General features: G+C 68.8%; 22 protein-coding genes and 1 pseudogene. 10 read left to right on the forward strand and 13 right to left on the reverse strand.

Annotation, left to right across the window (positions count from 1 at the left end):
* Window positions 1–39: 39 nt before the first annotated feature.
* The gene (locus QRT08_RS13485; RefSeq protein WP_286046485.1) at window positions 40–1389 is read left to right on the forward strand and encodes a hemolysin family protein; all 1350 of its coding nucleotides are present in this window, start codon (window positions 40–42) and stop codon (window positions 1387–1389) included.
* On the opposite strand, the gene QRT08_RS13490 is transcribed toward QRT08_RS13485, so the two are convergent.
* From QRT08_RS13490 to QRT08_RS13500, 3 genes and pseudogenes are all read right to left on the reverse strand, one after another.
* A complete protein-coding gene (locus QRT08_RS13490; protein WP_286046486.1) occupies window positions 1390–2583 on the reverse strand; it encodes an inorganic phosphate transporter in 1194 nt (397 codons plus the stop codon).
* A 185-nt stretch (window positions 2584–2768) separates the two neighbouring features.
* Window positions 2769–3425, reverse strand: a pseudogene (locus QRT08_RS13495) (DUF5828 family protein); the annotation flags it as partial.
* 48 nt (window positions 3426–3473) lie between these two features.
* Complete coding sequence (locus tag QRT08_RS13500; RefSeq protein WP_286046487.1) at window positions 3474–3680, reverse strand: DUF8007 family protein; 207 nt, start codon at window positions 3678–3680, stop codon at window positions 3474–3476.
* 82 nt (window positions 3681–3762) lie between these two features.
* Here QRT08_RS13500 and QRT08_RS13505 point away from each other — a divergent pair, with 82 nt between their 5' ends.
* Together QRT08_RS13505 and QRT08_RS13510 are read left to right on the forward strand one after the other, a co-directional pair.
* A complete protein-coding gene (locus QRT08_RS13505) occupies window positions 3763–4134 on the forward strand; it encodes a cupin domain-containing protein (protein ID WP_286046488.1) in 372 nt (123 codons plus the stop codon).
* Entirely contained in the window at window positions 4131–4703 is a 573-nt protein-coding gene (locus QRT08_RS13510; RefSeq protein WP_286046489.1) for a DUF8052 family protein, read from the forward strand. Before QRT08_RS13505 ends, QRT08_RS13510 begins: the two co-directional genes overlap by 4 nt.
* Window positions 4704–4787: 84 nt before the next feature.
* On the opposite strand, the gene QRT08_RS13515 is transcribed toward QRT08_RS13510, so the two are convergent.
* The 3 genes from QRT08_RS13515 to QRT08_RS13525 all read right to left on the reverse strand — a co-directional run bounded on the left by QRT08_RS13515 (window position 4788) and on the right by QRT08_RS13525 (window position 8097).
* Entirely contained in the window at window positions 4788–6614 is a 1827-nt protein-coding gene (locus QRT08_RS13515) for a carbon starvation CstA family protein (protein WP_286046490.1), read from the reverse strand.
* A gap of 242 nt (window positions 6615–6856) precedes the next feature.
* Window positions 6857–7801, reverse strand: coding sequence for an ArsA family ATPase (locus QRT08_RS13520; RefSeq protein WP_286046491.1), 945 nt, complete (start codon window positions 7799–7801; stop codon window positions 6857–6859).
* The gene (locus QRT08_RS13525; RefSeq protein WP_286046492.1) at window positions 7801–8097 is read right to left on the reverse strand and encodes a DUF7990 family protein; all 297 of its coding nucleotides are present in this window, start codon (window positions 8095–8097) and stop codon (window positions 7801–7803) included. The genes QRT08_RS13520 and QRT08_RS13525 overlap by 1 nt, the downstream gene beginning before the upstream one ends.
* 77 nt (window positions 8098–8174) lie before the next feature.
* On the opposite strand from QRT08_RS13525, the gene QRT08_RS13530 reads away from it, so the two are divergent.
* Window positions 8175–9026: a VOC family protein gene (locus QRT08_RS13530; RefSeq protein ID WP_286046493.1), complete on the forward strand. Its 852-nt coding sequence runs from the start codon at window positions 8175–8177 to the stop codon at window positions 9024–9026.
* A gap of 16 nt (window positions 9027–9042) precedes the next feature.
* On the opposite strand, the gene QRT08_RS13535 is transcribed toward QRT08_RS13530, so the two are convergent.
* On the reverse strand, window positions 9043–9321 hold the full coding sequence (locus tag QRT08_RS13535) for a hypothetical protein (protein ID WP_286046494.1): 279 nt from the start codon (window positions 9319–9321) through the stop codon (window positions 9043–9045).
* An 83-nt stretch (window positions 9322–9404) separates the two neighbouring features.
* On the opposite strand from QRT08_RS13535, the gene QRT08_RS13540 reads away from it, so the two are divergent.
* Window positions 9405–10550 (forward strand): CobW family GTP-binding protein, encoded by a 1146-nt coding sequence (locus QRT08_RS13540; protein WP_286046495.1) that lies wholly within the window; start codon window positions 9405–9407, stop codon window positions 10548–10550.
* On the opposite strand, the gene QRT08_RS13545 is transcribed toward QRT08_RS13540, so the two are convergent.
* Both QRT08_RS13545 and QRT08_RS13550 read right to left on the reverse strand, forming a co-directional pair.
* Window positions 10547–10747, reverse strand: a complete 201-nt coding sequence (locus QRT08_RS13545) for a hypothetical protein (RefSeq protein WP_286046496.1) — start codon at window positions 10745–10747, stop codon at window positions 10547–10549. The genes QRT08_RS13540 and QRT08_RS13545 overlap by 4 nt on opposite strands.
* Before the next feature lie 117 nt (window positions 10748–10864).
* Window positions 10865–11275, reverse strand: coding sequence for an SRPBCC family protein (locus QRT08_RS13550; RefSeq protein ID WP_286046497.1), 411 nt, complete (start codon window positions 11273–11275; stop codon window positions 10865–10867).
* A 54-nt stretch (window positions 11276–11329) separates the two neighbouring features.
* Between QRT08_RS13550 and upp the strand changes: the two genes are divergently transcribed.
* Complete coding sequence (gene upp / locus QRT08_RS13555; protein ID WP_286046498.1) at window positions 11330–12004, forward strand: uracil phosphoribosyltransferase; 675 nt, start codon at window positions 11330–11332, stop codon at window positions 12002–12004.
* 183 nt (window positions 12005–12187) lie between these two features.
* Here upp and QRT08_RS13560 read toward each other — a convergent pair whose 3' ends face one another.
* The 3 genes from QRT08_RS13560 to QRT08_RS13570 all read right to left on the reverse strand — a co-directional run bounded on the left by QRT08_RS13560 (window position 12188) and on the right by QRT08_RS13570 (window position 15248).
* A complete protein-coding gene (locus QRT08_RS13560; RefSeq protein WP_286046499.1) occupies window positions 12188–12406 on the reverse strand; it encodes a YgaP family membrane protein in 219 nt (72 codons plus the stop codon).
* A gap of 91 nt (window positions 12407–12497) precedes the next feature.
* Window positions 12498–14501, reverse strand: coding sequence for a S9 family peptidase (locus QRT08_RS13565; protein ID WP_286046500.1), 2004 nt, complete (start codon window positions 14499–14501; stop codon window positions 12498–12500).
* Window positions 14502–14651: 150 nt separating this feature from the next.
* Window positions 14652–15248, reverse strand: a complete 597-nt coding sequence (locus tag QRT08_RS13570; protein WP_286046501.1) for an IMPACT family protein — start codon at window positions 15246–15248, stop codon at window positions 14652–14654.
* Window positions 15249–15329: 81 nt separating this feature from the next.
* Between QRT08_RS13570 and QRT08_RS13575 the strand changes: the two genes are divergently transcribed.
* From QRT08_RS13575 to gdhB, 4 genes are all read left to right on the forward strand, one after another.
* Entirely contained in the window at window positions 15330–15755 is a 426-nt protein-coding gene (locus tag QRT08_RS13575; protein WP_286046502.1) for a universal stress protein, read from the forward strand.
* A gap of 38 nt (window positions 15756–15793) precedes the next feature.
* On the forward strand, window positions 15794–18532 hold the full coding sequence (locus tag QRT08_RS13580; RefSeq protein ID WP_286046503.1) for a bacterio-opsin activator domain-containing protein: 2739 nt from the start codon (window positions 15794–15796) through the stop codon (window positions 18530–18532).
* 66 nt (window positions 18533–18598) lie between these two features.
* The gene (locus tag QRT08_RS13585; RefSeq protein WP_286046504.1) at window positions 18599–18766 is read left to right on the forward strand and encodes a rubrerythrin-like domain-containing protein; all 168 of its coding nucleotides are present in this window, start codon (window positions 18599–18601) and stop codon (window positions 18764–18766) included.
* 2 nt (window positions 18767–18768) lie between these two features.
* Entirely contained in the window at window positions 18769–20043 is a 1275-nt protein-coding gene (gene gdhB / locus QRT08_RS13590) for a glutamate dehydrogenase GdhB (RefSeq protein ID WP_286046505.1), read from the forward strand.
* On the opposite strand, the gene trpY is transcribed toward gdhB, so the two are convergent.
* Window positions 20044–20547, reverse strand: a complete 504-nt coding sequence (trpY, locus tag QRT08_RS13595; RefSeq protein WP_286046506.1) for a TrpY family transcription regulator — start codon at window positions 20545–20547, stop codon at window positions 20044–20046. It lies immediately after the preceding gene.
* Window positions 20548–20613: the final 66 nt, after the last annotated feature.

The raw sequence follows: 20613 nt of genomic DNA on the forward strand, positions 1-20613 counted from the left end.
AAACGTTTAATCCCGCCGCCTTTGAAGTGGAGGTACTGAATGGAGTTCTCGCTTCTCGTCCAGGCCGACGTCCTCGGGGTCGAACTCACCACCGGGACGGTGACGATCCTCGGGATCGCCACGATCGTCGTACTGATCGGTCTCTCGGCGTTCTTCTCCTCCTCGGAGATCGCGATGTTCTCGCTGGCCCAACACCGGGTCGAGGCGATGGTCGAGGAGGACCTCTCGGGCGCGGGAATGGTGCAGGTGCTCAAGGAGGACCCCCACCGCCTGCTGGTGACGATCCTCGTCGGCAACAACATCGTCAACATCGCCATGTCGGCGATCGCGACCGGCCTCCTGGGGATCTACTTCGGCGGCGCGGTGGCGGTCGCCGCCTCGACGTTCGGCATCACCGCCCTCGTCCTGTTGTTCGGTGAGAGCGCGCCCAAGTCCTACGCGGTCGAGCACACCGAGACGTGGGCCCGCCGGGTCGCCCGCCCGCTGAAACTCGCGGAGTACCTGATGTACCCCCTCGTGGTCGTCTTCGACTACCTCACCCGCCAGATCAACCGCATGACCGGGAGCGCCGGCGGCGCGATCGAGGCACCCTACGTCACCCGCGACGAGATCCAGGACATGCTCGAGACCGGCGAGCGCGAGGGCGTTCTCGAGGAGGACGAACACGAGATGCTCCAGCGCATCTTCCGGTTCACCGACACCATCGCCAAGGAGGTGATGACCCCGCGTCTGGACATGACCGCCGTTCCCGCCGAGACGTCGATCGACGAGGCGATCGAGACGTGCGTCCAGAGCGGCCACGAACGGCTGCCGGTCTACGAGGGCAACCTCGACAACGTCATCGGGATCGTCACCATCCGCGACCTGGTCCGCCAGTCGCAGTACGGCGAACGCGAGGTCGCGCTCGCCGATCTGACGACGCCGACGCTGCACGTCCCCGAGTCGAAGAACGTCGACGAACTGCTCGCCGAGATGCGCGAGGACCGACTCAACATGGTGATCGTCATCGACGAGTTCGGGACCACGGAAGGATTGGTCACGATGGAGGACCTCGTCGAGGAGGTCGTCGGCGAGATCCTCGAGGGCGGCGAAGCGGAGCCGATCGAACACGTCGACGAGACGACCGTCGTCGTCCGCGGCGAGGTCAACATCGACGAGGTAAACGAGGCCCTCGAGATCGAACTCCCCGAGGGCGAGGAGTTCGAGACCATCGCGGGCTTCATCTTCAACCGTGCGGGCCGGCTCGTCGAGGAGGGCGAGACGATCTCCTACGAGGGCGTCGAGATCACCGTCGAGAGCGTCGAGAACACCCGGATCATGACGGCTCGTGTCGACAAACGCGGGATCGAGGCGTTCGACGCCGCCGAGATCGATCAGGAGGCCGAGTGATCACAGCAGCGCGAACGCGAGCGTGAGGATCCCGTAGCCCAGCACGATCGAGAGCGCGAGCGAGCCGATCCACGCCAGCACCGTATAGCCCATCTTGGCCTTGCTCACTCCGCCGCCGCCCGCCGCGTAGCCCGCGCCGACGACCGCGCTGACGATGATCTCGTTGAACGAGACGGGGATGCCGAAGAGGACGGCGGCCTGTGCGATCGCGAACGAGGGGATGAGCGCGGCGATCGAGCGCCGTGGCCCCAGCGAGGAGTAGTCCTGTGCGATCGCCTTGATCATGCGTGGCGCGCCGGTCCACGACCCCGCGAGCAGCCCGATCCCGCCGCCGACGAGGATCGCCGTCAGCGAGAGGGCGAACGGATCCAAAAGTGGGAGCAGCGGCCCGATCGCCAGGCCCACCTGACTGCCGCCGGCGGAGAAGGCGACCAGGCCGCCGAGCGCGAGCAGGAATCGCCGCTGTGCGCCGGCGGCGTCCCGGGCCATGTCCCGGCCGACCACGAGGACGGCCGCGAGCGCGAACGCCGTCGTGGTCCCGGCCGTCCCGAGGTCGATCCCGCCGCCCGACGGCGCCCCCATCGCGATCGAGGCGGTCTCGGCGATCGACCGGCCGACGTCGGGCGGGCCGAGGAGTGCGAACTCGATGTTCGCGAGCAACACGCCGATCACGCCGGCGAGCATCGGGACGGTGTAGCGTTCGGGAACCCCCTCCGACCGGAGCAGGCGGGCCGTAGCGTAGGCGATGCCGCCGCCGACGAAGGGGGTGAGCACCCAGAGGGCGGCGATCTCGGCGTACTTCGCCCACGCGGGATCGCCCCCGAGCGCGAGGCCGACCCCGACGATCGCCCCCGTGACGGTGAAGGCGGTGGCGATGGGGTAGCCGGTGAAGACGCCGATCGCGACGAGCGTGGCGGCGGTAAGCAGGCCGACCGCGGCCGCCTCGCCGGAGAGGACGACCCCCGAGATGAGTTCGCGCCCGACGGCCTCGGAGACGTTCGCGCCCTGGAGGACGGCCCCCGCGAACCCGAGGAGGCCGACCAGGAAGCCGGCGCGCATCACCGAGATGGCGTTCGCGCCGACCGCGGGGGCGAAGGGCGTCGACCCGCTGGAGCCCGCGCCGATCGCCCACGCCATGAACAGACTGGCGAACGCGGCGACCAGAACGGTCAGGAGCGTAGCGGCGTCGACCATTAGCGGTCAGTCGAGGGCTCCGGCATTAAGGGCTACCGTTCGTCGTCCTCGGCGACGGAGGTCGCCGTCTCGCGTTCGGTCTCGGTCGTCTCGACCCCCTCGACGAGTTCGGCCGACTCGATGTGCTCGATCAGTTCGTCGGCGGGGCTCTTCGCGTCCTCGGGGATCGCGGTCGAGGCCTCGAGTTCGGCGTCGGTCGGCTCGACGCCCTCGGCGGCCTCGGCGGTCTCGACGTCCTTCTCGCTCTCGACGTGCCAGCGGTCGATCACCTCGTCGTACTCCGAGAGGCGCCCGGAGACCTCCTCTTTCAGCCGGTCGTCGTTGATGTTGACCTCGAAGACGAACTCCGGCACCTCCCCCCTGGTCGTGCGCTGGAGGTTCGCGCTCACGAGTTCGTTGTCGAAGTAGTAGGGCGCCAGCTGGGTCATCACCTTCCGGTAGACGGTGTCCTCGACCGCCCGAAGCGCCTTCCGACTCGCGGAATCGGCCGCGCGAGCGACGTAGCCGACCGACTCCTCCCACTTGTCGATCGCGCCCTCGGTGTCGTCCTCCTCGAGGCTCTCGTAGGACTCGGTGAGTCGCTCGCCGGCGGTCCGCAGGTCCTCGTCGGGCTCCTTGCCCTCGCGTTCGCCCTCGCCCTCGCCGACGCTCGCCTGTGCGGCCGTCTTCTCGCTCACGTCCGTGTCGATTCGTTCGTGGGACTTCGGACGCCACTCGTTCCACTCCTCGAACGCCGGGCCCGACGCGCCGCTCTCGCGCAGCGCACGGGTGATCCGCTCGCCGTGCTCGACGACGTCGGCCCACCGCCCGCGTCGTTTGAAGCCAGCGATGGTCTCTTCCATTAGTGTTTCATCATCCCGGTGAACGCATAGCTCTTGGCCTTGCGCCCGTTAGCGCCCGTAGATCAGCCGTTCGCCGAGCGAGTCGAACCACCCCTTCGCACGGCTCGCGGCGACGTGGTGGGCCGACGCCCGCCGCATCTCGCCTTCCTCGACCTCGATGCGCTCCTCGCCGAGGACGTCCCGGTCGCTTCCGGTCGCGTCGACCACGGTCGTGATGCTACACCGGCCGCAGGCCTCGGTCTTCTTCTCGCTCATCCTACCGCCAGTAGGCGATCCAGCGGGTTATAAGCTTGCCGCGTTGGCCAACGTATTTGATCGCCGCCCGCCACCCGACGGTATGGGCTATCAGGTGATCGATCCCGAGGCGATCGACCCGACGCCGGACAGACCGTGTACTCACCGGGCGATCGGTTCGGCTGCCGACCTCTCGGAACTCGCGATGAACGTCTACGAGGCCGACCCCGGCGAACAGCTCCCGCTCGCGTACCACTACCACGACGACCAGGAGGAGGCGTTCTACGTCCTCTCGGGAACGCTGACCGTCGAGACGCCCGACGGCGAGTACACGGCCGACGCCGGGGAGGTCTTCGTCGCCGACCCCGAGAGCCCACACAGGGCGTACAACGCCGGCACGGAGGGGTCGCTCAGCGTCCTCGCGATCGGCGCGCCGCCGGTCGACGACGCCCACCCCTACGAGTCCGACCGATGAGCGCGGAGGGCGAGGTTCCCGAGTGGGACGACGCCTTCCTCGATCGGGTCGCCGATCGGCTCGCGCCCAACTACGACCTCGAGAAGGAGTTCCGAATCCGGGGCGAACGCTTCGACCTCTACGGCGAACTGACGATCCACAGCCAGAAACACTTCCTCCACCCGTCGATCTCGTTCGCCCACCACGACTCGACGGAGCACCTGTTCGCCCGCCGGGTCGAAACGGTTCGTCAGGAGGACCTCGATCGGCTGGTCGAACTGGGCCACGCCCTCGCCGAGGAGTGGATCGCCCCCTCCGAGGAACACTACAGCACCGACTTCACGTTCGCGCTCGTGGCGGACGATCTCGAGGAGGGCGTCCGCGAGTACGTTTCGGGTTTCTCGGATCGCACCCTGCTGAAGTTCGGCTACCACGGCCACTACGAGGTCAACCTGCTGGTCGTCGCCCCCGACGAGGAGGCACTGGTCGCGAGCGAGAACGCCGACGTGGCGGCGGCGTTCTCGCCCTGGGAGCCGATCGAACGGGAGAAACCGGGACTGCTCGGACGGATCGTGCGGCGGTTCGGTTAGTCGCTCTCGCCGCTTTCCGACGTTCGCGGTCCTTCGGACCGCTCACCACCGTTGGATCGAAGATCCAACGAGGATCGCGCTCGTTTACTCGCGCTCACCGCCGTCGGCCGCGACCGCCTCGCCCCGCCCACGGATCGTTTGGATGTTCTCGTAGCCGAGCTTGATCAACGAGAGGGCGAGTCCGATGAGGACGAGGATGATGAGGACCTGTGCGACCGCCGAGATCTGTCCCAACAGCGTTGTCTCGGCTTCGGCGGTGATCCCCAGCAGCCGCCCGCCGATGATCTGGTAGCCGCCGACCCACGCGAGGCCCGCGACCGTGATGGTCGCCATCACCGCCATCGGGACGCCGGTGCTGAACAGCTGTTTCGACTCGTCCCAGTTGGCGAGCCAGACCGTCCCGGTCAGGAGCGCGAGCGACGCGAGCAGCTGGTTCGCACCGCCGAAGAGCGTCCAGAGGTCCTCCCACCGTCCGCTCCCGAGCAAGAAGAAGGCCACGAGCGCGATGACGCTCGTGTTGACGTACTTGTTCGCGGCGTAGCTCTCGACCGCCGTCTCGGGGGTGCCGACGATCTCCTCCATCATGTACCGCCCCAGCCTGACGGCGGTGTCCATGCTCGTCAGCAGGAAGCTCGCGAGGACGAGCGCCATGAACACCTCGCCGATCACCAGCGGCACGCCGAGCGCGGTCAGGATGATGCCCCCGCCCTCCGCGAAGTTCGGCAGCGCGAGGCCGATCCCGCCGGACCCGGCCGGGATGGCGATCAGCGCGACCGCACACAGCGCGACCGCGGCGAGCAGGCCCTCCGCGAGCATTCCCCCGTACCCGATCAGCCGGGCGTCGCTCTCCTTGTTGAGCTGTTTTGCCGTCGTGCCCGAGGAGACCAGCGAGTGAAAGCCGCTGATCGTTCCGCAGGCGATGGTGATGAACAACAGGGGAAACAGCGGCATCATCGCCGGGAGGAACTCCGCGAGCGGGCCGCCCTGTCCGAGGAAGCCGTACCACGCGCCGATCTGGATCTCCAGTGGCTGGGTGGTCGTCGTGAGGAACGTCCCGGCGATCACCGCGAGCAACGACCCGCCGACGCCCGTATACAGCAGGAACGACGAGAGGTAGTCACGGGGCTGGAGCAGCATCCACACCGGGAGGATGCTCGCCGCGCCGCCGTAGACCAGCATCGTGACGACCCACGCGGCGATGTTCGGACTGTCGAGCAGGGCGAATGGGAAGCCGCCGAACAGGACGATCGTTCCCGCGGGGTAGTCGCCCGGGACGAGCGCGATCGGGTACTGGATGCCGGCCCAGACGGAGGCGAACACGCCGGCGACGAAGATCACCGTCCCGACGACGAACGGGAGGCCCAGTTGGTAGAGCCAGACGCCGAAGACGACCGCCAGCCCGATGTAGATGACGCTCGCGGTCGCCGCCTGCGGGTAGGCGTTGAAGACGACGCCGATGACCAGCGCGAACACCGCCACCACGAGAATGATGAGCAGGAAGGCGAACCACAGCAGCATGTCCTTGCCGCGCTCGCCGACGTACTCGCCGATGATGTAGCCGATCGACTTGCCCTCGTGACGGAGGCTCGCCGACAGCGAGGTGAAGTCGTGGACCGCGCCCATCAGCGGGTTGCCGATGGCGACCCAGAGGACGGCGGGCAGCCACCCCCAGATCAGCGCCGCCGTGATCGGGCCGACGATCGGTGCCCCGCCCGCGATGCTCGAGTAGTGATGCCCCAACAGGACGGGTTTCGTCGCCGGGACGTACTCCTGCCCGTCCTGATACCGGTGTGCGGGCGTCTCGCGCGTGTCGTCGAGGCCGACGAACTGCGAGAGGTACCGCCCGTAGCCGATGTACGCGACCGTGAACGTCGTCAGTACGATCGCGACGATCCAGATAACTCCTGCCATGCGTAGCTCTACCGCCGAATCGTTCAGGAATGATATAAACATAACTCATAGTTTCACCGAGATGTCGGTCGGTTGCTCGGACCACGCGTCCGAAATATAGGACCTACCGAACCTGTTATGATGTCCGGATGAACTGACGGTCAGAGGGAGTATCGTAGCCACTCGTCCATCTCGGACGGGGGAGCGAGTCCAGTCAGTCGGTTCCCCCGGACGGAGTCCATGAACTCCTCCGAGAACCCCCATCAGACGTCGACGGCGAGGTCCGCAGCGACCTCCTCCAGCAGGTCGCCCTTGATCTCCCGGACGCGGGTCTCGATCTCCCCCACGATCGGCGCGTCGAAGGCCTCGTACATCTCGTCGATCCGCTCGCGTTCGGTCGCGACCTTCTCGCGGAGGAACCGCGCGCCCCGGCCCTCCTCGTCATCTTCGGGTGCCGGGGTTCGCTTGTTGATCACGACCCCCGCGACCGAGAGGTCGTACTCGCGGTGGGTCGAAAGCGAGCGTTCGGTCTCGCGCACGGAGAGTTCGTCGGGGGTACAGACGAGGTAGAAGGAGGCCTCTCGTAGCGCCTCCCCCGCGAACGCGAAGCGCTCCTTCCGACGCTCGAGCCGCGCGAGAATCGGGTCGCCCTCGCGGATCCGCCGAGGCTCCTGCTTGCCGACGGCGGCCATCTCGAAGTAGTCGATGCTCTTCTCGCGTTTGTAGACGAGCCGATCGATCCACTTCTCCAGCAGGTCGGGAAGCGAGAGCAACCGAAGGGTCGAGCCGGTGGGCGAGGTGTCGAAGACCACACGATCGCAGTCGGCCTCGCGCATCACGTCGATGAACCGATCGAGCAGGGCGGCCTCGTAGGCGCCGGGCGTGCGGTGGGCCATCTCGATCTGGAGGTCGATCTCGCCGACCATCGAGGGGCTGAGCTGGTCGCCCAGCGCGCGTTTGGTCTCCTGGAGGTGTTCCTGTACCTCGGTCTCGGGGTCGATCTCCATCGCCCGCAGGTTCTCGATCCCCTCGACGGGCCGGGGGTCGTCCCCGAACTCCTGATCGAAGACGTCCGAGGTGCTGTGGGCCGGGTCCGTCGAGACGACGAGCGTATCGAGGCCCGCCCGCGCACACTTGAGCGCGTAGGCGCTGGCGACCGTCGTTTTTCCCACTCCCCCTTTACCGCCGAAGAAGACGTACTCCGCCATCAGAAGTGGTACTGCTGGCCCTTGCGTTCGACGAGCGAGCCGCGATCCCACATCCGGCGTTGCCAGGCCTCGTACTCGTCGGTGAGGTGCGGCAGGAGTTCGGCGGTGTAGTACGAGACCGGCGAGGGGATGCCGAAGGCGTCGGGGAAACACGCGAGCATGAACTCGTCCTCGAGGTCCTCGGCCTCCTTCTCGATCGTCTCGTAGGCCGGGTGGCCGATCATCCCGTGATAGAGCCCCCGAGCCCACTCCTCTACGGTGCGTCGGAAGCGCGCGATCCGCGCGGCGAGGTCCATGGTAGTCCGTGCCGTTCGGTCGCCCAAAACGGTGTCGCTCGGGCCACGGTTATATCTCGTGGGGGCCTATCCCGTCCATGACGACACCGGACTCCCTCCCGGCGGCGACCCGCGTCGGCCGGGTCGCGCTTCGCGTGAACGACCTCGGTCGGCTCGTCGAGTTCTACCGCGACGCGGTCGGGCTCGCCGTCTTGGACCGCGACGAGGGCCGGGCGACGCTCGGCGCGGGCGGGACGGGGCTGCTCGAACTGCTCGCGGACCCCGACGCACCCCCGAGAGGACCCGACGAGACGGGGCTGTTTCACACGGCGTTCCTGGTTCCCTCGCGGGCCGCCCTCGGCGACGCCCTCGCGCGGGTCCGCGAGCGCTGGCGCCTCGACGGCGCCTCCGACCACCGCGTGAGCGAGGCGCTCTACCTCTCGGACCCGGAGGGAAACGGGATCGAGATCTATCGCGACCGCCCGCGCGACGAGTGGCCCACGAAGGGGGGACGCGTCGAGATGGACACCCTCCCGCTCGATATCGACGCCCTCGAGGACCAGCGCCGCGGCGAGGCCGGGGTTCCCGACGAAACGACCGTCGGGCACGTCCACCTCGAGGTCTCCTCGCTCGCGCGTGCCCGCGGGTTCTACGTCGAGGGGCTCGGACTGGGGGTCCGCCAGGAGTGGAGCGACGCGGCGCTGTTTCTCGCCGCCGGCGACTACCACCACCACGTCGGGCTGAACACGTGGAACGGGCGGACGGCCCCCGCGAACGGGCGCGGTCTCGACTGGTTCGAACTGCTCGTTCCCGAACGGGCGCTGCCCCCGCTCCGGGAGCGACTCGCGAAGGAAGGAATCGAGGGCGAAGACGACGGCCAGCGGGTCGTCCTCTCGGACCCGGACGGGATCGAACTCCGTCTACGGGCCGACGCCGGGTCGCGTCGCTAGACGCCGATCCGGAGGACTACGCCACGGCGTCCCGGGGCCGGTGGTAGATCCGCGCGAACAGGCCCGTATACCACAGCAGGCCGAACCCGAACAGCGCCCCGCTCGTCCCGCCGACGAAGGCGAAGGTGAGCAGCCACGCGAACACGCCCAGCGGCAGCCAGAGCTCCGCGACCGACCACAGCACGCCGGCGATCCCCCGTCCCGACTCCTCGCCGAAGCGGGCGGCCAGCGCGACGCCGACGACCACCGTCGGCGGCACCAGCGCCATCGCGTGGGGGCCCAGTACGCTCTCCATACTTCTTAATAAATAACAGAATAAATATACTTTCCGGTCGGCGGGTGCGGTGCGTTGAAGGCTCGTCCGTTCCCATCCCGGGTATGGCAGACGCGATTCCCGTGACGATCCTCTCGGGAGCCCTTGGAGCCGGGAAGACGACCCTGTTGAACCACCTTCTCGAGAGCGTCGACGAACGGATCGCAGTGCTCGTCAACGACATGGGCGAGTTGAACGTCGACGCCGAACTGATAGCGGAGGGCGGCTCCGCCGAGGGGGTCGCCGAACTCTCGAACGGGTGTATCTGCTGTGAGCTACGGGACGACCTGGAGACGGCGGTGATGCGACTGGCGCGCTCGCGGGAGTTCGACGGCCTCGTCGTCGAGTCCTCGGGGATCTCCGAACCCGCGCCGGTCGCGCGACTCTTCACCACGCGGTCGAAGGCCGCCGCGGTCTACGACGTCGACACGCTCGTCACCGTGGTCGACGCCGCCGGGTTTCACGACCTCTTCTCGGGCGGGACATCGACCGATCGCGCGGAGGTGAGCGAGGGCGGGACGCGCCCGCTCTCGGACCTCCTGATCGAGCAGGTCGAGTGCTGTGACGTGCTCGTCGTGAACAAGTGCGACCTGCTCTCACCCACTGAAATCGACGAGGTCGAGGCGGTCCTGGAGCGCCTCGCGCCCGGCGCCCGGATCGTCCGCACGGAGTTCGGGGCGGTCGAGCCCGGCGAGATCCTCCACACCGGGCTGTTCGACGCCGAGGCGGGGGCACGGAACGCGCTCGACAGTACGGACGGCGATCGCGCCGGTCACGACCACCGCCACCCCGACGAGGAGTACGGCGTCACCTCCTTTACCTACCGGCGCCGTCGCCCGTTCGATCCCGACCGGTTCGCGTCGCTCCTCTCGGACCTCCCCGCCGAACTGATCCGCGCGAAGGGGTCGTTCTGGGTCGCCGGGCGGGACGCGAGGCTCCGCCTTGGCTATGCGGGACAGATCGCGCGAGTGACGGCGGGCGAGCCCTGGATCGCCGCCCGTCCCGCGGTCGAACGGGAACTCTACCGCGAGAACCACCCGGATCTGGAGTGGGACGACGAGTGGGGCGACCGCGAGCAGGCGCTCGTGTTCATCGGACGCGAGTTCGACGAGGAGGCGCTGATCGACCGTCTCGACGGCTGTCTCACCGACGACGCGGCCGGCGACGGCGGGCCGTTTCCCGACGAGGGGGCCGTCGAGTTCGGCCGCTAACAGGCACAGCCGCCCGCGTCGGGCGAGCGCTCGAAGCGCATCTCCTCGCCGCAGGTCGGACAGTCCGGTGGCTCCGCGTCGGCTTCGAGGTCGAGGATCCGCTCGTCGCAGTCGTCACACCAGTACGCGCCCTTCGATCGGGATTTCGTCGGCTCCGGCCCGTCGAACAGCTCCCGTACCGTGTCAATCACTCCCATAACCCGTGGTTCGGACTCGACGACTAAAACCGTTCGACGCTCGTGCGTAACTACCGCACGAGCGTCCGACCCGGTCCCGGTCGCCTCGCCACCCGGGCGGTCCCCGCGTCGGCGACGTCAGGCCAGCGCCGCCTCGATGGCGTCGAGCGCCCGTTCGAGTTCGGCCTCGCGCTTCCACGCCGCGACGCGGTCGGTAAGCGGGCGGGGGAAGAGGTCGAGCGTCACCGACGAGCGCATCCGGATCCTGGTCCCCTCGTTCTCGGGCTCGTAGGTGATCGTCGTCTCCATGCGCTCGAACGGGCCCGCCTCTCCCTCCTGCTCGTAGCGATAGCCGTTTTCGAGGTCCTCGAAGAGCAGCCCCATCTCGAGGCCGCTCGCGCCGGCGATCACCCGGGTTCGGTCCTCCAGTTCGACCGTCTCGTGGGGTTCGAAACTGCCCTCGTACTCGACGAGCGCCGCGGGCGAGAGGACCCGCTCGACCCCCCTCGTCGTCGCCCGGACGAACCGTGAGACGCTGACCTCGCGCATACCGGGGATTCGGGGATCGGTACATTAAGGCACTCGGCCCGCTCTCGATCGGACATGACGATCGAAGACCGGGACACCGCGTCCGTCATCACCCACGCGCTGGCGCGGGACACCCTCTCGCGGCTTCGCGACGTCGAGACCGAGCAGGTCGCCTTCCGAAAGGGGCTGGTGAAACTCGGACGGGTCTGTGGCTACGAGATCATCGACGGGAGCATGGAGACCGAGTACGTCGAGATCCAGACGCCCCTCGAGACCACGATGGGCGAGCGCGTCAAGGGGCTGGACGACGTCGTGATCGTGAACGTGCTCCGGGCGGCGACGCCGTTCGTCGAGGGACTCTTGAAGGCGTTTCCCCGCGCCAAGCAGGGCGTCATCTCGGCGGGCCGCGACGAGGAGGCCGGCATGGACGAGGACGGCTTTCCCATCTCCATCGACTACGTCAAACTCCCCGAGATCCGCGAACGCGACACCGTGATCGTCGCCGACCCGATGCTCGCGACCGGCAGCACGATGTGTGCGGTGCTCGATCGCGTCCTCGAGAACGCCCCCGAGCCCGAACACCTGTTCGTCCTCTCGGCGGTGAGCGCCCCCGACGGCCTGATCCGCGTCGGCGAGCGGTTCCCCGAGGCCGAACTCCTCACCGTGAGCATCGACGACCGCCTCGACGAGAACGGCTACATCGTCCCCGGACTCGGCGACGCGGGCGACCGGGCGTTCCGGACGACCTGATACGGGTGATTGTAACCGTTTACCGGTGATCGCTGACCGCACGGGCGATCACCGGCAAAGGACCACAACCGTCCGTATGAACGTCGGTGCCAACCCCTTCCCTTCGGGTCGAAACCGATAGACACGGGCGTGGTACTCGCCCGCTTGCTTGAGGTGAAACGGACCCCCCGAGCGCTATATACCTCACCACCCCGGTTCCAGGCGCTCCCCCGCCCGGCAGGTGTCGACTCCCGCCAGCGCGTTCACCGGACATCGCTGGACCGCCGCAGTGAGGAGGAGGACGGCCCCCGCGAGCAGCGCGGCCACCCGTCCGAACCCCCTCGCTCTGAGGGCGGAGCCCAGCAGCACGATTCCGCCGAGTATTCGAAGGTGTCTGTCCGCCCCGCCGACGTTCCTGTCCATGGACGGGGACACGTGCCGACGGGAGTTATACTGTCGGCCGTAGGTCGGTCGCGACCCCCACCGTGGCGGTGGAGCGGGAAGCGTCACACCGCTACGATAGCTCCCCCGACGGTTCCTCGCCCGCCGACAGCCCCTCGTCGCCGCGATCCAGCGCCCGCGGGGCGTCGTGGTGCTCGGAGTAGCCGTCGAACCAGCGGGCGATCCGTTCGATCCGGTCGACGACGTGGCCCGGTTCGCCCGAGCGCGAGAGTTCGTGCCCCTCGCGAGGATACCTCACCAATCGCGTCTCGACGCCGTTCTTCTTCAAGAAGAGGTAGAACATTTCCCCATTATTTACGGGCACCCGGAAGTCGTCGTCGGCGTGGATCACGAGCGTCGGGGTCTCGACCTCGCCCGCGTAGGCGACCGGCGAGCGTTCCCAGAGGAACTCGGGGTCGTCCCACGGCAGCGCGTCGAAGTCCCACTCGATCAGTTTGAACGCGTCCGTCGAGCCGTAGAAACTCGAGAGGTCGTAGACGCCCCGCTGGGCGACCGCGCCCGAAAAGCGGTCGGTGTGACCGACGAGCCAGCCGGTCATGTACCCTCCAAAGGAGCCGCCGGTGACGAACTGTTGGGTCTCGTCGACGTAGTCGCGCTCGCAGACCGCGTCCGTACCCGCGAGCACGTCCCTCGTGGTCACCGCGCCCCAGTCGCGTTCGATGGCGCTCATGAACGCCTCGCCGTAGCCCGTCGAACCCCGGGGGTTGCACCAGAAGACGACGTACCCCCGCGCGGCCAGGGTCTGGAACTCGTGCCACATCGTGCCCGCCGTCGACCACATCGCGTGGGGGCCGCCGTGGATCTCGACGACCAGCGGATAGGACTCGCCCGCCTCCATATCGGGCGGCGTCAGCACCCAGCCCTGTACCTCCTCGCCCTCGCCCTCGAACCGTACCTCCTCGGGCTGGGGGACCGCCCGATCGTTCAGGTACGCCCTGTTCACGCTGGTCAGCCGGTTCGTCTCCGCGCCGGCGGGCGTCGAGACGAACACGTCGCCCGGGTGGTCCCACTCGCTTTTCGTGATCGCCACGGCGTCGCGTCCGGGGTCGAACCCATCGATATGGCCGTCCCGGACGACGGTTTCGATGTCCTTCCCGCCCGCGCGTCGAAGCGCCACGTTCCCCTCGTCGGGCGTGAGGAAGTAGAGGTGCTCGCCGTCGGGGTCCCACTTCGGGGTTCCCTCGACGGTGCGGTCGAGCGATTCCGTGACGGTGGTCTCCTCTCCCGAGCGCCGATCGAACACCCGGATCTCGGTCTGCCGGAGCGTCGACCCCTCCTCGGGCGTGTAGTGGTAGGCGACGCGGCCGTCGGCGGTCGCCGCGAGTTCGACGGCCCAGCCGGTCGTTTGCACGACCGTCTCCGCCTCGTCACTCCGAAGATCGTGGGCGATCACGTCGTGGACGGCGTTGTCGTCGGGGTCGTCGGTGCGCTTTGCGGCGTAGTAGAGAGTGGCAGAATCGCCCCACTCGGGCGCGACGTAGTCGTAGTCGCCGTCGGTCAGCCGGGTGACCCCGCCGTCCAGATCGGCGAGATACACGTGGCTCCGCCCGCCGTCGAAGTAGCGTTCGCCCGCCCGGTAGATCAGCCGGTCGATCACCCGCGGGTCGGGCGCTTCGCGGTCGTACTCCTCCTCGAGTTCGAGGTCCCGCCCCGCCTCGCGCTCGGCGGCGGTGCTCGACTGGACGAAGGCGATCCGCTCGCCGTCGGGGCGCCAGGCGATGGAGGCGACGCCGCCGACCACGTCGGTTACCCGTTCAGCCTCGCCGCCCGCCGTCGGGAGGACCCAGAGTTGTGGGCGGTCGTCCTCCCCCCGGGTGCTCACGAACGCGAGTCGGTCGCCCGAGGGGCTCCACCGGGGCTCGCTGTCGACGCCCTCCTCGAGGGTGAACCGCCGGGGTTCGTCGCCGCCCAGCGAGACGGCGTAGATCGTCGCCTCGTTTTCGGACTCGTCCCTCGGAGCCGTCCGGACGAACGCCACCTCCTCGCCCGAGGGCGAGAGTCGGGGGTCGCCCACGCGCACGAGGTCATGGTAGTCGCCGGCACCGACCGTGTTCATACTCGGGCCTCGAAAGCCGGGGCGAATAGGGTTTCGATTCGAAACGGATCATAGGGAGTATCGGAGGAGTTCAGCGGTTTCCTCTCCGAGAATCGAACACCGGACCCGGTCGAGACGCGCCCCGTCTCCGGCCCGTTACGATACTCCCTATCACTCGATCCCGACGCGGCCGCTCGTCGCGCCCCTGAGCCTGTCGCGCAGTTCCTCCGCCTCCTGGATCGGGACGCGCGCGTCGAACCGCACCTGCTCGCCGTAGTCGGCGTCGAACTCGGCCCCCGAACTCTCGATGATCCCCCGAACGGTACCGGAATCGTCGTACTCCGTCGTGATCGAGAGGCGCGCGTGCGGGCGTTCCTCGACGATCCCCGCCGCGTCGAGCGCCTCGCTCACCGCCCGCGAGTACGCCCGAACCAATCCCCCGTACCCCAGATTCGTCCCGCCGTAGTAGCGCGTGACGACGCAGGCGACGTTCTCGACTTCCTCGCCCTGTAGCACGTTCAGCGCGGGTTTTCCGGCCGATCCCGAGGGCTCGCCGTCGTCGCTCGAGTACTCGCGGAACGGGTCGGCCCGAACCCGGTAGGCGGGGACGTTGTGGGTCGCGTCGGCGTGCTCCGATTCGATCTCGGCGACGAACGACTCGGCCGCCTCGACCGACTCCGCCGGCGAGACGTGGCCGACGAACTCCGAGCCGCGAACCTCGAAGGCCCGGCTGGCTCGACCCGCAACGGTCCGGTAGGTGTCGGTCACTACCCGACGGTCGGGTTCCGGGGGGATATAGCCCGCCGGTCCGTGGGATCGATTTATCCTCGCCCGCGTCGATCACTCCCCATGACACGACGCGTCCTCGTCCCGATCGACGGCTCGCCGCACGCCGACCGCGCTCTCGAGTACGCCTGCGAGAACCACGCGGACAGCGAGATCACCGCCCTGTTCGTGCTCGACCCCTTCGGCTACTACGAGGAGGAGCGGGGCTTTCCCGACCGCCTCGACGACTGGTACGCGAACCTCGAAGAGCGCGCCGACCGGCTGTTCGAGGAGGCCGGACGACGGGCGGCCGATCACGGCGTCGGGATCGAGACGGCGACCGAACGGGGCCGCCCGGACCGGGCGATCGTCGCCTACGCCGTCACCGGCGACTTCGACGCCATCGTCATGGGCGCACACGGCCGCACGGACCTCACGGGCGTCCTTCTCGGGAGCACAGCGGAGAAGGTGGCGCGGCGTGCGCCCTGCCCGGTGACGGTCGTGCGCTGAGAGCGGCGTTTATACGCCTCGACCGGCTACGGGCGACGATGGCAGCGTCCGACACCGCCCCGCCGCGGCTCCTGCTGGTCGGCGACGACGGGTGGCTCTCGACGGCTCGCGAGGCGATCGACACCCCCCGAACGTCGGTCGCCTCGGGCGCGGGCGAGGCGCTCGACCGCCTCCGAAACGCGCCGATCGACGGCGTGATCAGCGCGCTCTCGCTCCCCGATGGGAGCGCGCTCGACGTGCTCCGAGCGATCCGCGAGGACCGCCCACACCTCCCGGTCGTCGTCTACGCGCGGGCCGGCGACGAGGAACGCGCGAGCGCGGCGATCGGGGCGGGCGCCACCGACTATCTCCCTGCGGACTCGACGCCGCCCGCCGAACTGCGCGACCGGGTGGCCCGAGCGATCGAGAGCGCACGCACCCGCGAGGAGCGCGATCGGTGCGCCCGGCAGTTCGAGGCGCTGTTCGCCGGGTCGCTCTCGGCGACGTGGATCCTCGACTCGGCGGGCCGAATCGAGCGGGCGAACGACGCCGCCCGGGCGTTCGCGCCCGACGCGGACGCGATCGGCGACCCGCTCTGGGAGCGCCCGTGGCTGGCGGCCGGGGCCCGCACCCGGCTTCGCGAGGCCGTCGAACGCGCCGCGAGCGGCGACCCCCGGTCGTTGGTCCTCGAGTGTGCGGACGACGAGCGCACGCCCGCCACCGTCGAGCTATCCGTGGAGCCGGTCCCCGAGACCGATTCGCTGGTGGTGACGGCCGTCGACGTCAGCGAGCGGGTCGAACTCGCCGACGAACTCCGGCGCTCGGAGCAACTCCACCGCGTGACGCTCAACAACATGACCGACACGGTGCTGGTCACCGACGACGAGGGCTCTTTCACCTACATCTGCCCGAACGTCCACTTCATCTTCGGCTACACGGTCGCGGAGATCCGCGAGATGGGGACCATCGACGAACTGCTCGGCCCGGACCTCTTCGACCCCGCCGAACTCCGCGAGAAGGGCGTGCTGACGAACATCGAGCGTACGGCGACCGACCGCGCCGGCGAGGAACACACGCTGTTGGTCAACGCCAAACGCGTCTCGATCCAGGGCGGCACCACCCTGTATAGCTGTCGGGACGTCACCACCCGAAAACAGCGCGAGCGAGCGCTCTCGACGCTACACGGCACCGCCCGCGAACTGCTGTACGCCGAGGGTCGCGGGGAGGTCGCCGGGATCGTCGCCACCGACGCGACGGACGTGCTCGACGCCCCCGGAATCGGCTGTTACCTCTTCGACGCCGAGGAGAACTCCCTCGAACCGGCGGCGACGACCGACGCCCTCGCCGCGGGGCGCGCGCGCGAACCGATACGACCCGGCGAGGGCCCCGTCGGCCGGGCGTTCATCGAGGGGACGCTCGTCGCGAGCGGCGACCGCCTCGCGGTCCCGCTGGGCGATCACGGCGTGTTGGTGGCCGCCTTCGAGGACGGGTTCGACGCGCTCGCCGAGGAGCTCGCGGACCTGCTCGCGGCGACCGCCGAGGCGGCGCTCGATCGCATCGAGCGCGAGGCCGCCCTCCGCGAGCGCGACCGGGAGCTGCGCGAGCGAAACAGCGACCTCTCGCGGCTCAACCGGATCAACGACGTGATCCGTGGGATCGACGCGGCGCTGGTCGGGGCCGAGTCCCGCGAGGAGATCGAACGGGCGGTCTGTGACCGGCTCACGACCGACGACCGCTACCGCTTCGCGTGGATCGGCCGGCCGGAGGCGGGAACGCTCTCGCCCGGCGCGTGGGCCGGCGAGGGTGGCGAGTACCTCGACCGCGTCGACCTCGGGGGCGACGAGCCGTCGGCTCGGGCGGCGGCGACGGGTGAGGCCGTCGCGGTCGACAACGTCGCGGAGGGCTTCCGAGAGGCCCCGTGGCGGACGGCGGCGCTCGAATACGGCTACCAGTCGGCCCTCAGCGTCCCGCTCGCCCACGAGGGCCTCTCGTACGGGGTGCTGTCGGTCTACGCCGACCGGCCCAACGCCTTCGACGAGATGGCCCGGACGGTGTTCATCGAACTCGCCGAGACCATCGCCGCGGCGCTCACGGCGGTCAAGCAGCGAAACGCCCTGCTGCGCGAGACGGTCACCGAACTGGTCTACGAGATCCGATCGGACTCCTGTCCGCTGCTTGCGCTCGCGCTCGCGGCCGACTGCGAGGTCGCCCTCGAGGGTGGCATCAGGCGCGTCGAGGGCGGCGTCCTCGCGTTCGTGGCCGTCGAGGGCGCGCCGCTCGACCGGGTCCGTGAGGCCGCGGACGAGGTCGCCGCCGTCGAGGAGGCCCACACGATCGCCGAACGCGAGGACGGCGGCGTGCTCCGCCTTCGCCTCCCGTCCCCGTTCGTCGCCACCCGACTTGCCGACCGTGGCGCGACCCTCCGAAGTCTGCGGGCGAGCGCCGACGCCGAGAGCGCCCGGCTGGTCGTCGACGTCTCGAACCCGACGGACGTTCGGGCGGTCGACGACGCGGTCACGGACCGGTACCCCGACGCGACGCTGCTGTCCCAGCGCGAGCGGCCCCGTTCGGGACCGGACGACCGATCCACTCCCCTCGACCGGCTCACCGACCGGCAGCGGGAGGCCGTCCGGACGGCGTACCACAGCGGCTTCTTCGAGTCGCCCCGGAACTGCTCGGGCGAGGCGGTCGCCGACGCGCTCGGGATCTCCCCCTCGGCGTTCTACCAGCTCAACCGAGCCGCCCAGCGGGCGCTCTTCGGGGCCCTGTTCGACGGAAGCTTCACTATTGAAGCGTGACCGTCAGTCACACTCTTCTCTATTGAACCCACACGCACATGGCCGAGTGGCAAATATTGCGCACCGATGACAGCGAACGGCACCTCGACGACCTGGGACGTGGCGTCCGACGCCGGAACCGAATCGACTTACGAGTGCCTCGAGTGTGGTACCCGCGTGACCGCCACGTCGCACCCGGGGAACTGTCCCGAGTGCGAGGCATCGCTTCGAAACTGCGCGACCTCGATCGAGTGAGCATGAGTGTTCCCGTTGGCGAGGAGCGTGTCGAGGAGCCGGAGACGGCGCTCGCGACGGCACGCCGACAGCTCGATCGGGCGGCGGCCCACGTGGAGATCGATCCGGCGATCGTCGAGCGGCTGAAACACCCCGCGCGCGTCCAGCGCGTCTCGCTGCCGGTCGAGCGCGACGACGGCTCCCTCAAGGTGTTCACAGGCTATCGCGCCCAGCACGACAGCGTTCGGGGCCCGTTCAAGGGCGGGATGCGCTATCACCCCGGCGTCACCGAGGAGGAGTGCATCGGCCTCTCGATGTGGATGACGTGGAAGACCGCGGTGATGGACCTGCCCTTCGGCGGCGCGAAGGGCGGCGTCGTGGTCGATCCGAAGGAGCTGAGCGCCGCGGAGACCGAACGGCTGACCCGGCGGTTCGCACAGGAGCTGCGCGATACCGTTGGCCCGATGCACGACATTCCGGCGCCGGACATGGGCACGGACGCCGAGACGATGGGCTGGTTCATGGACGCCTACAGCGTGTTGCAGGGCGAGACCACGCCCGGCGTCGTAACCGGCAAGCCACCGGTGATCGGCGGGAGCCACGGCCGCGAGGAGGCCCCCGGCCGGAGCGTGGCGATCGTCGCCCGCGAGGCCTGCGACTATCACGACATTCCAGTAGAAGAGGCGACGGTCGCGGTCCAGGGCTACGGAAGCGTCGGCGCGAACGCCGCTCGGCTGCTCGACTCGTGGGGCGCGACGGTCGTCGCCGTCAGCGACGTCAACGGCGCGGCCTACGACCCTGAGGGGCTCGACACCGCGTCGATCCCCTCACACGAGGAGGAACCCGAGGCGGTCACGCGGGTCGCCGATCAGGTGATCGACAACGAGGAACTGCTGGAACTCGACGTCGACGTGCTGATTCCGGCCGCCGTCGGCAACGTCATCACCGCCGATAACGCCGACGCGATCGATGCGGACCTCGTCGTCGAGGGGGCGAACGGCCCGACCACCGCCACCGCCGACTCCATCCTGCGCGAGCGCGGGATCCCCGTGATTCCCGACATCCTCGCGAACGCCGGCGGCGTGACCGTGAGCTACTTCGAGTGGCTCCAGGACATCAACCGGCGGGCGTGGAGCCACGAGCGCGTCAACGAGGAGTTGGAGACGGAGATGCTCCGCGCGTGGAGCGCGGTCGCGGAACGCGTCGACGAGCGGGGGCTGGCGTGGCGCGACGCCGCCTACGCGCTCGCGCTCGAACGCTTGGGCGCCGCCCACGAGGCCCGCGGGCTGTGGCCCTGACTACTGGAGTTCGAGCTTCCGGACGAACGGCAACTCGCGCAGTTCGTTGAGCACGTCGCCCGGGATCGGCTCGTCGGTGACGATGTAGAGGCGGGGCTCGTCGGTGAACTCCGGGTCCTCGCTCACCGTCTGGCGGATCGAGATGCCGTTTTCTGCAAGCAAACCAGTAACGGAGGCGACGATTCCCTTCTGACCCGCGTCTCGCACCGCGATCGTCAGCGTCGAGAGGTCGATGACGGGTGCGAGGTCCATCAGGCTGGGGATCTGGGAGATGTTCTGGAAGACGAGTCTGAGTTCCTCGTCCGCGAGGATCGCGCTCGTCGTCGAGTCGACGACCCGACGGTCCACGCCGATCTCGCGGGCGACCTGCGTGTTGGGGATCTCGATGGTCCCAGAAACGACCCGGCCCTCGTCGTTGACCGAGAAGCCCCGTTCGAGCAGCAGTCGTATTACTGCTTGCTGGCTTGGCGAGCCCTCGAACTTGGCCATGATCTCGTCGAACATTGATTGGCCGTTGATACGCGGCGACGGATTTAGTGGTGTGGGTTCCGCCGAAGAGTTCACCAGCCG

It is taken from the genome of Halalkalicoccus sp. NIPERK01 (assembly GCF_030287405.1).
In the GTDB taxonomy this organism is placed as follows: domain Archaea; phylum Halobacteriota; class Halobacteria; order Halobacteriales; family Halalkalicoccaceae; genus Halalkalicoccus.